The organism is Erwinia sp. E602 (assembly GCF_018141005.1).
GTDB lineage: Bacteria > Pseudomonadota > Gammaproteobacteria > Enterobacterales > Enterobacteriaceae > Erwinia.
The window spans coordinates 1,642,197-1,656,872 of sequence record NZ_CP046582.1; the positions used below are offsets into that span (position 1 = coordinate 1,642,197).

12 protein-coding genes and 1 pseudogene are annotated in these 14,676 nt (G+C 36.9%); all 13 read left to right on the top strand.

Annotation, left to right across the window (positions count from 1 at the left end):
• Nucleotides 1-1,153: 1,153 nt before the first annotated feature.
• Nucleotides 1,154-2,290, top strand: coding sequence for a polysaccharide export protein (locus GKQ23_RS08935; protein WP_212410388.1), 1,137 nt, complete (start codon nucleotides 1,154-1,156; stop codon nucleotides 2,288-2,290).
• Between the two features lie 2 nt (nucleotides 2,291-2,292).
• A pseudogene (locus tag GKQ23_RS08940) lies at nucleotides 2,293-2,726 on the top strand (protein tyrosine phosphatase).
• Nucleotides 2,727-2,743: 17 nt separating this feature from the next.
• Nucleotides 2,744-4,912 (top strand): polysaccharide biosynthesis tyrosine autokinase, encoded by a 2,169-nt coding sequence (locus GKQ23_RS08945; RefSeq protein ID WP_212410390.1) that lies wholly within the window; start codon nucleotides 2,744-2,746, stop codon nucleotides 4,910-4,912.
• Nucleotides 4,913-5,056: 144 nt separating this feature from the next.
• Nucleotides 5,057-6,487: an undecaprenyl-phosphate galactose phosphotransferase WbaP gene (gene wbaP, locus GKQ23_RS08950; RefSeq protein WP_212410398.1), complete on the top strand. Its 1,431-nt coding sequence runs from the start codon at nucleotides 5,057-5,059 to the stop codon at nucleotides 6,485-6,487.
• Nucleotides 6,488-6,773: 286 nt separating this feature from the next.
• Complete coding sequence (locus GKQ23_RS08955; protein ID WP_212410400.1) at nucleotides 6,774-7,868, top strand: EpsG family protein; 1,095 nt, start codon at nucleotides 6,774-6,776, stop codon at nucleotides 7,866-7,868.
• 11 nt (nucleotides 7,869-7,879) lie between these two features.
• Nucleotides 7,880-8,995: a glycosyltransferase gene (locus GKQ23_RS08960; protein WP_212410408.1), complete on the top strand. Its 1,116-nt coding sequence runs from the start codon at nucleotides 7,880-7,882 to the stop codon at nucleotides 8,993-8,995.
• Nucleotide 8,996: 1 nt separating this feature from the next.
• Nucleotides 8,997-9,836 carry a glycosyltransferase gene (locus tag GKQ23_RS08965; protein WP_212410417.1) on the top strand — a complete coding sequence of 280 codons (840 nt, stop codon included), beginning with the start codon at nucleotides 8,997-8,999 and terminating at the stop codon, nucleotides 9,834-9,836.
• An 86-nt stretch (nucleotides 9,837-9,922) separates the two neighbouring features.
• Nucleotides 9,923-10,345, top strand: coding sequence for a serine acetyltransferase (locus GKQ23_RS08970; protein WP_212410425.1), 423 nt, complete (start codon nucleotides 9,923-9,925; stop codon nucleotides 10,343-10,345).
• The gene (locus GKQ23_RS08975; RefSeq protein ID WP_212410426.1) at nucleotides 10,342-11,430 is read left to right on the top strand and encodes a glycosyltransferase; all 1,089 of its coding nucleotides are present in this window, start codon (nucleotides 10,342-10,344) and stop codon (nucleotides 11,428-11,430) included. The genes GKQ23_RS08970 and GKQ23_RS08975 overlap by 4 nt, the downstream gene beginning before the upstream one ends.
• The gene (locus GKQ23_RS08980) at nucleotides 11,427-12,497 is read left to right on the top strand and encodes a glycosyltransferase family 4 protein (protein ID WP_212410428.1); all 1,071 of its coding nucleotides are present in this window, start codon (nucleotides 11,427-11,429) and stop codon (nucleotides 12,495-12,497) included. Before GKQ23_RS08975 ends, GKQ23_RS08980 begins: the two co-directional genes overlap by 4 nt.
• A 1-nt stretch (nucleotide 12,498) precedes the next feature.
• The gene (locus GKQ23_RS08985) at nucleotides 12,499-13,365 is read left to right on the top strand and encodes a glycosyltransferase family 2 protein (RefSeq protein WP_212410430.1); all 867 of its coding nucleotides are present in this window, start codon (nucleotides 12,499-12,501) and stop codon (nucleotides 13,363-13,365) included.
• 73 nt (nucleotides 13,366-13,438) lie between these two features.
• On the top strand, nucleotides 13,439-14,275 hold the full coding sequence (locus GKQ23_RS08990; protein WP_249168491.1) for an oligosaccharide flippase family protein: 837 nt from the start codon (nucleotides 13,439-13,441) through the stop codon (nucleotides 14,273-14,275).
• Nucleotides 14,276-14,385: 110 nt separating this feature from the next.
• Nucleotides 14,386-14,673 (top strand): polysaccharide biosynthesis C-terminal domain-containing protein, encoded by a 288-nt coding sequence (locus tag GKQ23_RS23830; protein WP_249168522.1) that lies wholly within the window; start codon nucleotides 14,386-14,388, stop codon nucleotides 14,671-14,673.
• Nucleotides 14,674-14,676: the final 3 nt, after the last annotated feature.

A 14,676-nucleotide genomic window follows, 5' to 3' on the forward strand; every position in this document is an offset into this window, starting at 1 on the left:
TTTTATTGAATTTGGGCGGTTTTGGCTGGCGACGACGGCTATAACTCAGCATGATATCATCTGAAAATCACCCTGCGGGACTATTAATGAGTAAGTTTGATTTTTGACCTCTTGATTATTCCTGCTTTCTGGACAGGGTAAAAAAAAAGCGAAATTGACTAAGAATCTACCAGATATCCGACCAGTTAAGAAAAATCTGATTTATACAAACTTGACGCGGGTTGACAATTTAGATCGGAATAAGTTGAAATAAAATACTCGTTAAATTTCAATGATTTGAATCGGTTCAATTGGATTATTTCAGAGCATTCTGGCGTTATTCCTAACCGGCACGTTGCGATAAGCTGTCAGAGAAATATCGTGATAGCCCTCCCATTTCGACAGTATTTAACTTAGAATAATCCTACTTAACGAGTACACCCCTAAGACAGTTCTCATCAGATGACTGAGACTGCTTACGACCCGGCGCTGGACAACCCGCGCTGGGGGGGCTGGTGATGATTGCGACGTACAGTGGACTGGTAGCTGTTGAGCCTGGGGCGGTAGCCTGTCTGAACCGCCCTAAAATGGCGATGAAATGCACAGCTTCACGATTTCTCATTCACTGTACTAATACTAACTATCTTAGATTCTTATTGCTCAGCGCGCGAATTTGATGATCCATAATTGAACAGACGCGCATGGCAACGTGGTAAAGAGTAGGGGACCAGGGCTGCGGAAGAGTCAACCGCGGGCACCCTTACTGCTGTGAGGTGACGGCTGTTTTCAGCTGGATGAACGAGTCACCTGTTGCGTACACTCCTCACATGCAGTCCTTTTATGGTCCCGTTACATTACTGACCACCTCTTCAGAGTGCTTAGTTCAGCCCGACCCCGGATGCCCGGTGCCGATGAGCCCAGGCGTTCACTGCGCCAGATCCGGCATTCGTCAGACAAGACATAACCATACCTTATCCTGACCGGGCCAACGCACAGCGTTGACCCGTTGAAAAAAAGCCTTTTTTGGGCGATTAACCTACAATAGCTTCAACCTAAAACGGTTACACTGCTGCAATCAAGGCAGCAACCGTCCTTAACATTTCGTGGCCGGAACCGGGGGCCCCCCGCCCGGCCGCGGGCAGATAAATATTCTAATCATTGATGATACGAACTTATGACCAAAAAACTTTTGAAGCTTTCGGCGGTGGCAGTAACTTTAGGGCTGTTAACTGGTTGTACGATTATTCCAGGGCAGGGACTGAGCACCTATGACAAAGACGTAGTTAAGGCAGAGGACAGCAACTTCGATATCAGTCAGTTGGTCAACGTGTTCCCACTGACCCCCAGCGTAATCGATCGTATGCGTCCGGAGCCAGTGATCTCCCGCCCGAACCCAGAGCTGGACAGCCTTATTACAAGCTATGAATACCGCATCGGCGTAGGTGACGTACTGATGGTAACCGTATGGGACCACCCGGAACTGACTACCCCGGCGGGGCAGTACCGCAGCGCGAGTGACACCGGCAACTGGGTGAATGCGGATGGGACGATTTTCTATCCTTATATTGGTAAGGTAAAGGTTGCGGGTAAGACTATTGCGGAGATTCGTCAGGATATAGCAAACCGCCTGGCTACCTATGTTGAAAGCCCACAGGTTGATGTATCTGTTGCCGCATTCCGCTCTCAAAAGGCCTATGTTACTGGCGAAGTCTCAAAGTCGGGTCAGCAGCCAATTACAAACATTCCGCTGACTGTTATGGATGCGATCAATGCCGCTGGCGGTCTCTCAGCCGATGCTGATTGGCGAAACGTGGTGCTTACTCATAATGGCAAGGAAAGCAAAATCTCGCTTTATGCACTTATGCAAAAAGGCGATCTTACTCAGAACAAAATGTTGTTCCCTGGCGACATTCTATTCGTGCCACGTAATGATGATCTGAAAATATTTGTTATGGGTGAAGTAGGCAAGCAAAGCACCCTGAAAATGGATCGAAGTGGCATGACCTTAGCTGAAGCACTTGGTAGTTCAGAGGGGATTTCTCAGTCAATGGGCGATGCGCAAGGTGTATTTGTGATTCGACAGATGCCTGGTCGAACTAACGGGAAAATTGCTAATATTTATCAACTGAATGCTAAAGATGCTTCTGCGATGGTGTTAGGTACCGAATTTCAATTACAGCCTTACGATATTGTCTATGTCACCACTGCACCATTGGTACGTTGGAACCGTGTGATTTCCCAGTTAGTGCCGACGATAACGGGTGTCCATGATATGACTGAGAATGTTCGCTACATTAGAACTTGGGAATAATAATGTTTAATTCCATACTAGTAGTTTGTACTGGGAATATCTGTCGATCCCGATTGGTGAGCGTTTGTTACGACAGGCTCTGCCAGGAAAAAAAATTGACTCGGCAGGAGTAGGGGCCTTAGTTGATCATGCTGCAGATGCGTCTGCAATTGCAGTGAGTCAAAAACATGAACTGCTGTTGGATGGACACAAAGCACAGCAATTTACAGGCACTTTAGGCAGACAGTATGATCTGATACTAGTTATGGAAAAACACCATATAGAGCAGGTCACTAAGATTGCACCAGAAGCACGTGGTAAGACTATGCTCTATGGTCACTGGCTTGATGGGAAAGAGATACCAGACCCCTATCGTCAAAGTATGGAAGCATTTGAATTTGTCTACCAGTTGCTCGATCAAGCGTGCAACAGCTGGGTCCGTAAATTGGGTGGTTAACTTTAGGAAGTTTATTTATGTCTCCTGTATTATCTAATAAACCGGCCAGCCCGGATGCTGATGAAATTGATCTGAGTAGATTGATTGGTGAGTTGATTGACCATCGTAAACTCATTATCACTATCACTGCCGTATTTACTGTTTTATCTATTTTCTATGCATTATTTTCAACTCCAGTTTATCAAGCTGATGCTTTGATTCAGGTTGAACAAAAACAAGGTAATGCTATTCTGAATAGTTTGACTCAGATGTTACCTAATAGTCAGCCCGAATCTACTCCGGAAATTGCTCTTCTTCAGTCGAGGATGATTTTAGGGAAAACAGTCGATGAGCTTAATTTACAAGCCCAAGTATCTCAGAAGTATTTTCCGATTTTTGGAAGAGGATGGGCAAGATTAACAGGTAACCCGCCTGGCGATTTAGATGTGTCACGTCTGTATGTGGCAAATCAAGATGGGAAAACACCACCGCTTGAATTGAAAGTTGTTGATAAAAATAGCTATGAATTGACCGGTGGTGGTTATGAATTAAAGGGTCGTGTTGGGGAGTTACTTGAAGCAAAAGGTTTGTCAATACTTGTCAGGCAATTGAAAGGTGAGCAGGGAGATATATTTAAGATTAATTACCTCTCTCGCCTTGATGCTATAAACAATCTTCAAAAGTCGTTTAGTGCAGCAGACCAAGGTAAAGATACTGGCATGCTAAACTTGACAATTAATGGTGATAAACCAGAATTGATTCAACGTATTCTCAAAAGTATCAGTGAAAATTATCTTGCTCAGAATATTGACCGACAGGCAGCCCAGGATACTAAGAGTTTAGATTTCTTACAACAACAGTTACCGCAAGTTCGTAGCGATTTGGACAGTGCAGAAGACAAACTTAATGCCTACCGTAAGTTAAAAGACTCTGTGGATCTGAATCTTGAAGCAAGATCAACGTTAGATCAGATAGTAAACGTTGATAATCAATTGAATGAAATGACTCTACGTGAAGCAGAAATTTCGCAACTATATACAAAATCGCACCCGACTTATAAAGCTCTAGTTGAAAAAAGAGAAACTTTACTTCTGGAGAAGAAGAAGCTTAATAAACAAGTTTCTGCAATGCCGGGCACTCAGCAAGAAGTTCTGCGTCTAAGCAGGGATGTTGAATCTGGTAGAGCGGTTTATATGCAATTATTAAACCGACAACAAGAACTGAGTATCGCAAAAAACAGTGCTATAGGTAATGTCAGAATTATAGATGAGGCAGCAACTACTCCAAAGCCGGTTAAACCTAATAAGAAAGTAGTTGTGCTATTGGGTACGATTTTTGGTGGATTTATAGCTGTAGGTCTTGTTTTATTGAGGATATTTCTTCGTAAAGGAATTGATTCTCCAGAGAAACTTGAAGAACTTGGAATTAATGTTTATGCCAGCGTACCCGTTTCAGAATGGATGGCGCGTAAGGCTTCTGCACGTTTACTGAAAGTTAAAGGGAAGAGCAAAGAAAATTTAAGCTTCCTTGCAATTGAAAATCCGGCAGATTTAGCTATCGAAGCTATACGTAGCCTTCGGACAAGCTTACATTTTGCAATGATGGAAGCAAGTAATAACATCTTGATGATATCAGGTGCCAGTCCTAACGCAGGAAAAACATTTATAACAACTAATTTAGCTGCTGTAATAGCTCAAAGTGGACAGCGCGTGCTGTTTATTGATGCAGATATGCGAAAAGGTTATTCACATGATATTTTCAGACTTGGTATAGATAACGGTCTTTCTGATTATCTGTCTGGTAAAGTAAAAATAGATAACTCAATTAAAAATGTGAAAGATGCTGGGTTCGACTTCATTGCAAGAGGCCAGATTCCTCCAAATCCTGCCGAGCTATTAATGCACCCTCGCTTTAATGAACTGTTGAAATGGGCTAGTGATAACTATGATCTAGTTTTAGTGGACACTCCGCCTATTCTGGCTGTTACCGATGCCGCAGTTATTGGTCGTTTTGCGGGTACAACATTACTGGTAGCTAGGTTCGAACAAAATACAGCTAAAGAGATGGAAGTTAGTTTCAAACGATTCGAACAGAGTGGAGTAGCAATTAAAGGTTGTATCCTTAATGGTGTAATCAAAAAAGCAAGTAGTTATTATGGTTATGGCTATAATAACTATGGTTACTCATACGAAGATAAAAACAAATAGATAGTTTCGACTTGGCCTAAGGTCAAGTCGAGTTTTTTAATTGGAAAAGATATGTAGTGACTTATGTTAATTTATGGGTATCAGTAAGAATTTATAACAACTAATTAATAAATAACAATCATCTTGCGAAAATGGTGAGGAACCATGACACGTTTAACCAGAAATTTTTTGGTAAGTTTAACGTTGAGTATATCTGATTTTATAAGCTTCACTTCTGCAATATACATTGCAATGTGGATATTGAATTTTAATTCAGGTATTTACTCAGACCGAATACCTGACGAGGCGATCGACGGGTGGATTAGTGTACATTGGACATTAGCATTATGCTGCATTGCTTGGTTCGGAATGCGGTTACGACACTATTTTTATCGCAAGACTTTTTGGTTTGAACTTAAAGAGGTTTTACGTACTTTAGTTATCTTCGCTATTATTGAAATTGCGATTATTGCTTTTGCCAAATGGTATTTTTCCAGGAATCTTTGGTTGCTTACTTGGATATTGTTGTTGTTAATAATGCCAGTCATGAGAGTTGTTAGTAAAATAGTTCTACACAGATTAAATTTATGGCGTAGAGATACAATTATAATTGGCAGTGGTAAAAATGCCATTGATGCGTATCTCGCGATAACCAGCGAATCTAACTTAGGATTCCAGGTTGTCGCTTTTATTAATAGCAATGATGCGGTGCTCAAACCCAATGAAATACTTGGCGTTCCAGTTATAAACACGAACATCGGTTACTTGGATGAAAAAATTGATAAACGTATGCAGTTCATTGTTGCAGTAGAAAATAATGAGGCTGATTTGCGTAATGATTGGCTAAGAGAGCTGATGCTCAAAGGATTCAGATACGTCTCTGTTATACCGACATTGCGAGGCGTTCCGTTAGATAGCACAGATATGTCGTTTATCTTCAGTCACGAAGTAATGATATTTAGAGTGCATCAAAATTTAGCTAAATGGTCGTCTCGAATCTTAAAACGTACCTTTGATGTACTCGCATCTTCTCTTATTATATTAATCCTTTCTCCGTTATTATTATTCATCCGTTCTAAAGTTACTAAGGATGGCGGCCCGGCAATTTATGGACACGAGCGGATAGGTAAAAATGGTAAAAAATTTAAGTGCTTAAAATTTCGTTCAATGGCTATTAACTCCAAAGAGTTACTTGATGAACTTTTGCTGAAAGATCCTAACGCCAAAGCTGAATGGGAAGAGACTTTTAAATTAAAAAATGATCCACGGGTTACTAAGATAGGTCACTTGCTTCGTCGCACAAGTATGGACGAGCTGCCTCAACTCTTTAACGTTATCAAGGGAGAAATGAGCTTAGTTGGCCCTAGACCAATTGTTCAGGAGGAACTAGAACGTTACAGAGAACAAGTAGGATATTATTTAATGAGTAAGCCTGGAATCACTGGGCTTTGGCAGGTTAGTGGTCGTAGTGATGTTGATTATGAAACCAGGGTATATTTCGATGCATGGTACGTAAAAAATTGGTCAATGTGGAACGATATAGCCATTTTATTTAAAACAGTTGGAGTTGTTTTAAAAAGAGATGGTGCGTACTAATAGAGTATTAAGGATTGAAATCGCTTGGATCTCAATAAATTGACTTGTAAATTCAATTTGCCAAAATGAGTTAGATATAAATTAGGGTTAAAATTTTCTATTCATAACTCAATGAATTACTTGAAAGGTTTATCGTATGAAAATAAGGTTGAATAACTTAGTGGAAGGGTACTTTTCCGCTCTGTTTTTCATGATAAACCCGATTCTTGGGTTTGTCATGTCATTGAGGAATATAGGGAGGAATAGTTACTTTTCAGTTTTAATCCTTACTTTTTTAATCACCCTAATGGCTTATACGATGAGGCCTTATGTTGGTTGGGATATAGTAAGGTATTATGATTACTATGATACTGGTGGTTATACAGGTATCACATTAATGAGTATATTTTTTGACATAGGAACAATCTCCGCATTCATAGATTTCATGTCAGAAAACAATATAAAAAAGGAATTTATACCAGCCATATCTACTTTCATACAATTTTTTTGTACTTTTACTGTGTTATATTCGGTACTTAAAAAGCGAGAGAAAGATAGTCAAAGCAATCTTATAAACTTTTACTTTTATTGTGTGGTTTTAGTGAGTACTAGCTTCATAGCCAGTGCTAGTGGAGTGAGGAATGGAGCAGCATTAGGTTTGTTTATTGCGGGCTATTATTTTTTCTTTGAAAACAAAAAAAAGACCGCAGTGGTTATTTTTACTCTTGGTACGGCAATACACTTTTTCATACTATTGCCTATTTTGATTCTGGTTGTTGGTAATTTATTTAGATTTGTAAGTTTGCGGTTTTATAAAACCGTACTCGTATTGTCTATGCTGATGGCGGTAATGGGGGTTGCAAATCTATTCATATCTGCTTTGTTTTTAGTTTTGAAACCAATTCTAACAGCAGTGAACCTGTATAAAGAACAATATGTTTTGTCTGGCGAGTATTCCTCATTTTCGGCTTCAGATGGATATGATCTTGTTCTGAAACTGATCATTCTCATCCCATTGATAATTTATTCTTTTATTTTAATAAAGAATAAAAAAGATGATAGGGAATCACTTTTCATATATCAGATGCTGATAATCTGCTTCCTTTTCTCTGGACTGACAACACTATTCAACAGATATATGATCCTTACAGAGTTGGTTGCGTCGATCTATCTTGCGAAACGGTTTTCCCAGGATGTGCTCAAACCAAAAATAAAAAAAGTGCATTTTTTACTCCTAGGTGCACTACTGTTGGCTTGCGTTAAACCACTAGGGCAATACCGTGGAATATATCTACCATCTTGGGGCAAGTTATTTACTACTAGTACAGTAACGTTGCTTCAAGAAGATATAAAGCCTAGTCAATATATTCCAGCTGAAACTCAATCTATCAAAAGCCTATAGTCGAGAATTCTTTGAAAATATTACATATCGCGGAAACAGCCAAGGGTGGTGTTGGTACAGTATTACATTCACTTGTGCACCATCAAAGATCACAGTCAGATGTTACAAAAGTGAGTTGCTTGCTCCCATTGGAGCATTCTAAGGATGTTGAGTTATATGGAGATGTTGAGTATCGTTTTTTTAATAGAAAAAAGAGAAGTATCAACTCACTATTACATTTTGCACTTAAAACGGCTTGTATATTGTATTCGACTAAGCCTGACGTAGTGCATCTACATAGCTCATTCGCAGGTATGATTGCCAGGCCTATGGCTTGGTTGATATGTGGAAAAAAAACCAAAATCATTTATAGTCCACATGCTTTCTCTTTCTTGATGGATACATCAGCACTGAAAAAAAAATGTTATATCAAGATTGAAAAGGCAATGTCTTTTTTTTGCGATAAGATAATCTGTGTTAGTGATTATGAATATATTTCAGCGATAGAGGCGAGTCTTGCAAAAGATAAATTGGTGATGATTTATAATGGTGTAGACAAAAAAACAAAAAAAAATAGCAGGGTGTTAAATGATCACGGAGGAGTTTTTAAACTCCTATTCGTAGGTCGAATTGACTATCAAAAGGGATTTGATATCTTGATTGACGTTGTTAACTCTATTAATAAGGATGAGCTTAGATATAAAATAGAATTGACCGTTGTCGGAGATAGTGTCAACGATGTTCGGGATAAATATAACGTATCTAATGATAATTTAAACATCGCATACAAGGGGTGGTTAAATCAGGAAAAGATTGAAAAGCATTATTTAGAGTCGGATTTTGTGATTTTGCCAAGCAGGTGGGAGGGGTTTGCCATGGTCCCTCTGGAGTCTATGAGCTATGGTACCCCTGTAATAGTAAGTGATATACCCCCATTTATCGAATTAATTTCAAAAAAAGATAGTGGGATACATTTCTCTCTCGATGACAAAAAAACGCTTTTGGAAGTACTAATCAATTTGGATAAAAATGACAGACAAAAATTATCATCTTTAGGTTATTCTTCATTTTCTGAATATTTTACATCAGATAAAATGAATAGTGAGACTTTGATACTCTATAAAAACACAATTAATTCTGGAGTATAATATGATAAAAGATATGGTTACTGTTTACATCCCGACCCATAATAGACCCCTTATGCTAAAAAGGGCAGTAGACTCTGTATTAAACCAGACTTATGAAAATATAGAAATAATTATTTCAGATGATGGTTCTCAAACAGATACTGAACTGCTTGTTGAGAAAGAATATGGAAATCATTCAAATATCAAATACATTCGAAATCAAGTTAGTATGGGAGCATGCCATGCTAGAAATCTGGCTATACAAGCTGCTAATGGTGAGTTTATAACAGGCCTTGATGATGATGATGAGTTTATTCCAGATAGAATTTTATCATTAGTTCAATTCTACAAAGAAAACCAATATTCATTCATAAGTAGTGGACTTGTTTTCAGAACTAAAAAGAAAGATATTCATGCTTATAGTATAAGCAAGGAATTAGTAATAGAGGACAATCTCGATAGTAATGAAATTGGAAATCAAATATTCATCAAAACAGAACTTTTAAAATCGATAAATGGTTTTGATGAGAGTTTGATAGCTTTTCAGGATTATGACTGTTGGATAAGGATACTTCAAAAGTATGGAAATGGGTATAACACAGGAGAGTTGAGCTATATTGTCCATATGGAACATGAAGAAGGGCGCATTAGTACATCAGACAGACGGTTAAAAGGAATCCAATCCTTTATTGAAAAACATGCGAAATTGCTCACTAAAGTTAATCAAAAAAACTTGATTAGTAGTTTTTATATAAATGGTGGAAAAAAGATTCCTTTAATGGATGTGTTCAGGTGTATGACGAGGAAAAATGCTTCAGCTCTGCTAAAAACTTACATTAAATATAATTTATTGGGTAGATGATGAAGAATAGCTTTAGCAGGAATTTACTTTTAGAGTTGCGTCGGCAACCTAGCTTAAAATCGAAGACCGTCCTGATTATATACAGGATGTCAACTTTAAGCAGAAAAAAAGGTGTGCTTGGTAAGTTAGCGTACCCTTTTCATATATTAAATGTGTTACTTAACCAATTTATTTTTTCAGTTGAGATTCCATCGTCTACTAAAATAGGTCAGGGATTGATCATTTACCACCCATATGCAATTGTTATTCATGGTGGTGTTACGATAGGTGACAACTTTTCTATCAGGCAATCAACTACTATCGGTTCTGCTGCTGGTCTTGAAATTATCACCACTGCTATCGGAGATAATGTAAGTGTCGGGGCCGGAGCAATCATTATTGGTGATGATATAGTGATTGGTGATAATGTCACAATTGGTGCTGGTACTGTAGTCACGAAATCTATTGAATCGAATCTAACGGTAGTAGGTTCTGGGTTTAGAATTCTTAAGGATAAGTCAGAAGAATGAAAAAAAAAGTTATCTACATTATAAATGAATTTCAGGAAGGGGGAGCAGAAATTGGGTTTCTCAATCTCCTCAACTTAGGTTTTTTCGATAACTTTGAGTTAAAAGTAGTGTCATTGGGGAAAAATAAAACATCTTTACAGAAAGAAATTGAATCTAGGATAGGGATTCACTATCTTAGCCCGCGTGGCATAGCCATGAGAAATATTATATCATTTGTCTATAATTTTAAAAAAATCATATCTGACTTTGAACCTGACGTTATAATTACTTCTCTACCACAAGCGACTCTTGTAGGTCGTATTGCTAATTTAAAAAACAAAATAAGATTAGTGACTTTTGAGCATAACACTAGGTTCAGAAGAAAAATTGCAGAAACGCTCATAAAAAAAACTGATTTTTTAAGTGATGCCTATTTGGTTGATTCTGTATCAACCCTGGAATCACTTAAAGTAAGGGTGTTTCCTGAAAAGCTCGAATACGAAGTTATACCTTTATGTTTTTTCGATGTAGATGAAATTCCATTAAGGTCAACAAAATATCAAGGATTGCATATTGCATCGGTTGGTAGGTTGGTTGAAAACAAAGGGCATCAGGTTATCATTAATGCCATTTCAATACTTAAGTCTCAAGGGATAATCGCTAAACTCAATATTTATGGTGATGGTCCTTTTAAGCAAGAACTCCAGAAAATGACGAAAAGTCTCGGCCTTCAAGACCAAGTTGTTTTTCATGGTTTTGTTAAGGCTTGGTTGTCGAATGTTTCTGATGAAGCGAATGTGTTTTGCTTGGCCAGTGAGTATGAGGGGCTGAGTATTTCTACTTTAGAAGCAATGAGCATTGGCTTAACACCTGTAGTTAGAAATGTCGGAGAAATAAAGAATTACATCAGGGATACTGAGAATGGTTTCATTTTCGATGATGTTAATGATCTGGTGAATGTTTTAAAAAAAATAAGCTCAAATCAAGATCTGTTAGTAGAGTCTTCATATAAAGCATTTCAATATATTAAAAGTAACTTTAATTTAGAAAATAGAACGAATATTAGAAAAAAATTCGAAGGATTACTTGTTAAGGGGATCGAATGAAGGAACTATGTTTTTTAATAAATAGCTTAAGTTCTGCTGGTGGGACGGAAAGAGTAACAACTGTTATTGCGAATGCATTAGATATGAGATGTTATAATGTTTCAATATTAACGTTGGACGGAGTTGAAGATAGTTTCTTCGATCTAAATAGTAATATTCGTGTGGTATCTGTCACGGGTAATAAAAAACTTAGAGGAGTTAAAAAACTACTCGCTGGTATAGTTTTTTTGCGAAATTTCATTAAAAAAAATAAAGTTGATACATTGATCTGTGTTGATAGCACGCTTTCTTTCTATACTTTTCCTGCTACATTCGGTTTGAAAAAAGTACGTAATTTCTGTTGGGAACATTTTAACTTCAATAGTAATCTTAACAAAAAAAGCAGGGACATCGGTAGGTTGATTGCCTCAAGATTTCTAGATCATGTGATTGTTCTTACTAACACCGATCGTGAGTTATGGGCATCTAAACTAAAAAATAGAAAGGCTGAAATTACAACCATCCATAATCCATCAGCTTTTCCTAGGCAATACTCTTATAATAATAAGAATAAGACAGTGCTTTGCATTGGTAGATTGGAACATCAGAAAGGATTCGACATGATACTTCAATCATGGGCTAAAATAAGATCAGTACATGATTGGAAATTAGTGATTGTTGGGGATGGTATTGAAAAACAGAATTTAAAAAATTTAAGTGAAAATCTTAAGTTAAATAATGTTTTTTTCGAGCCAGCCACAAGGAATATTGAGGAACATTTTCTTTCAGCAGGCATCTTCTGTCTCCCGTCGAGATTCGAGGGGTATGTTTTAGTCTTAGTTGAGGCATTAACCTTTGGGTTACCAGCAGTAGCATTTAATTGTGAAACAGGACCTGCTGATATACTCAAAAATGATTCTGGTGTACTCGTTGAACCTGAAAATGTCAATGAACTGGCATTGCAGCTCGAAAAAATGATCTTCGATGATAGTATAAGACAAGAATATTCTTCCAAAGCTTATGAGATGTCTGAGAATTTTACAACCGACGAAATCATTAAACAATGGATTACTGTTTTAGAGAGATAAAATGTTGATTTCAATATTTACACCTTCGTATAATAGAGAAAAAGAATTAATAAGATGTTTTAATAGTATCAGTACACAGGAACAAAAGTTTCTCGATAAAATTGAGTGGATTATAATAGATGACGGTTCGACAGATAACACTAAACTGACAATTCAAAAAATATTGAATGACACACCCAAATTTAAAATCAGATATTTCCATACAACTAATGCAGGTAAACAAGCAGCGTGGAACAAGGCTGTCATGCTATCGGAAGGGGAGTATTTCATTGGTTTAGATTCTGATGATGAATTCTCTCCGAATGCTTTGGAATATCTATTTACATCTTTAAATTTATTTAGAGGCGAAAAAAATGTTGTCGGGCTACGTTTTTTAGCTAAGAAGTCAAAAGATGTCGGAGCATTGAAAATAGGTTTGCCTATTTCAGAAGAAGCTATAAAGTTACCATGGTACAACGAATTTAGTAATAGTAGTCTGCAGGGAGAGCGGATTGATTTATTTCGTACAGAATTAATTAAAAATTATCTCTTTCCTTTAACTAATAATGTTAGATACATTCCTGAAAATTGGTTTTTTTCTGTTGTTAGTAAAGATTCATTAGATTTTATTTATGTTCCTTTGATTGTGAGAATAGTCAATGATGATTCTCAGGTTAATCGTTTAAGTAGATCATCATTTAGAGATAATCTACAAGGTCATTTGATAAATCGAGAGGCAATGCTTAAATCAATTCCAGTAAGTGTTTTCATTAAGAATCCTAAGGAATATATTAAAACTTTAATCAGATATGCTCAGATAATTTCCTTTTCAGGACTTAAAGTTAATACTTCTATTGGTGTTTTAAATAGAGTGATAGTTTGTTTCTAAAAGTGCCACTACATTTCATTGAACAACGGAATTGCAAAAAATGAATAGGCGAATATTGAATAATTCTTTATGGATGATGTCTGAAAAGATTATAGGAATATTCGGACTTATATTTGTTACATCCTATGTGGCAAAATATGTAGGGCCATCTGTTTTCGGAAGCATTGCTTATGCATTATCAATCTTTCAAGTTGTACAAATAATATCACAGATGGGAAGTGATATTATAATAATGAAGCGATTGAGTAAGAAGCTTGAATCAGGTGTCAATCTCATCTATGCGACATTCTTATTGCGAATGTCTATATTTTGTATCATTGCCGCTCCCATTTTAGCTTGGTGTTACCTTAATAGAATAGAATATTCTTTCTATTACATTTTAGCTGCCTGTATTTCATGTTTTTTTTCATCGCTAGATGTTTATTCAATTTATTATGACGCTCTTCTGAAGTCGAAATTCAATACATTTATAAATAGTTTGTCATTACTGGTTTGCCTCGCGATACGATGGGGGATAGCTTATACAGACATGCCTGCAGTTTATCTTTGTATTCCAATCATCCTAACCGGCTTGATACCTTTTTTTGCACGTTACATTTTATTTAAATCAAAACATCGCTCAACTCTACTCAAAAATAGAGCAAAAATTAAATATTCTAAATATCTATTAATGACGGGTTCTACTTTTGTTTTTACATCAATTTCGGTAGCTCTCTATACCCGAATGTCACTTTTCGCGATTGGTTTTTTTGAATCTAACGCTGTTGTTGGTATTTACTCAGTTGCAGTCACTCTCGCGGGCTCCTGGTCCTTTGTTACCAATTCTTTCATAACTTCTAACTTACCTGGGATATTTGCATCTAAAAACTTAGATGACACATTTGCGAAAATAAAAAACTTAATATCTTAGTCTTGATTATTACAGTAATTGTTGTTGTTTGCGCCGTCCTTTTCAGCGGTTTTTTCATTAACCTCCTTTATGGTGAGGACTATAGTGAATCATATTGGCCTCTAGTTATTTTGTGTTTAGCAACTGGCTTCTCATCTCTTGGAACTATTTCCGCAAGACTTATTGCTAAATTTTCTGGCTATAAATATTTATCAAAAAAGACTGTCATCACTTTAATTTTGAGTGTCTTGATAAATTTACCTTCGATTTATTGGTTCGGTATTATTGGTGCCTCAATATCAACACTCATGACTGAGTTTTTATCACTCACAATTCTAAACTATTTTTTCAATAGAAAATTAATATTGAGAAGTCATTTGTTCACTTTATTTGGTGGAAAAATCACACCTAGCAAATAATGT

Bases quoted from the DNA above. Each gene is read 5' to 3' on its own strand.
- GKQ23_RS08935 (WP_212410388.1), top strand. From the start codon at position 1,154: ATGACCAAAAAACTTTTGAAGCTTTCGGCGGTGGCAGTAACTTTAGGG.
- GKQ23_RS08945 (WP_212410390.1), top strand. From the start codon at position 2,744: ATGTCTCCTGTATTATCTAATAAACCGGCCAGCCCGGATGCTGATGAA.
- wbaP (WP_212410398.1), top strand. From the start codon at position 5,057: ATGACACGTTTAACCAGAAATTTTTTGGTAAGTTTAACGTTGAGTATA.
- GKQ23_RS08955 (WP_212410400.1), top strand. From the start codon at position 6,774: ATGGCTTATACGATGAGGCCTTATGTTGGTTGGGATATAGTAAGGTAT.
- GKQ23_RS08965 (WP_212410417.1), top strand. From the start codon at position 8,997: ATGATAAAAGATATGGTTACTGTTTACATCCCGACCCATAATAGACCC.
- GKQ23_RS08970 (WP_212410425.1), top strand. From the start codon at position 9,923: ATGTCAACTTTAAGCAGAAAAAAAGGTGTGCTTGGTAAGTTAGCGTAC.
- GKQ23_RS08975 (WP_212410426.1), top strand. From the start codon at position 10,342: ATGAAAAAAAAAGTTATCTACATTATAAATGAATTTCAGGAAGGGGGA.
- GKQ23_RS08980 (WP_212410428.1), top strand. From the start codon at position 11,427: ATGAAGGAACTATGTTTTTTAATAAATAGCTTAAGTTCTGCTGGTGGG.
- GKQ23_RS08985 (WP_212410430.1), top strand. From the start codon at position 12,499: ATGTTGATTTCAATATTTACACCTTCGTATAATAGAGAAAAAGAATTA.
- GKQ23_RS08990 (WP_249168491.1), top strand. From the start codon at position 13,439: ATGATGTCTGAAAAGATTATAGGAATATTCGGACTTATATTTGTTACA.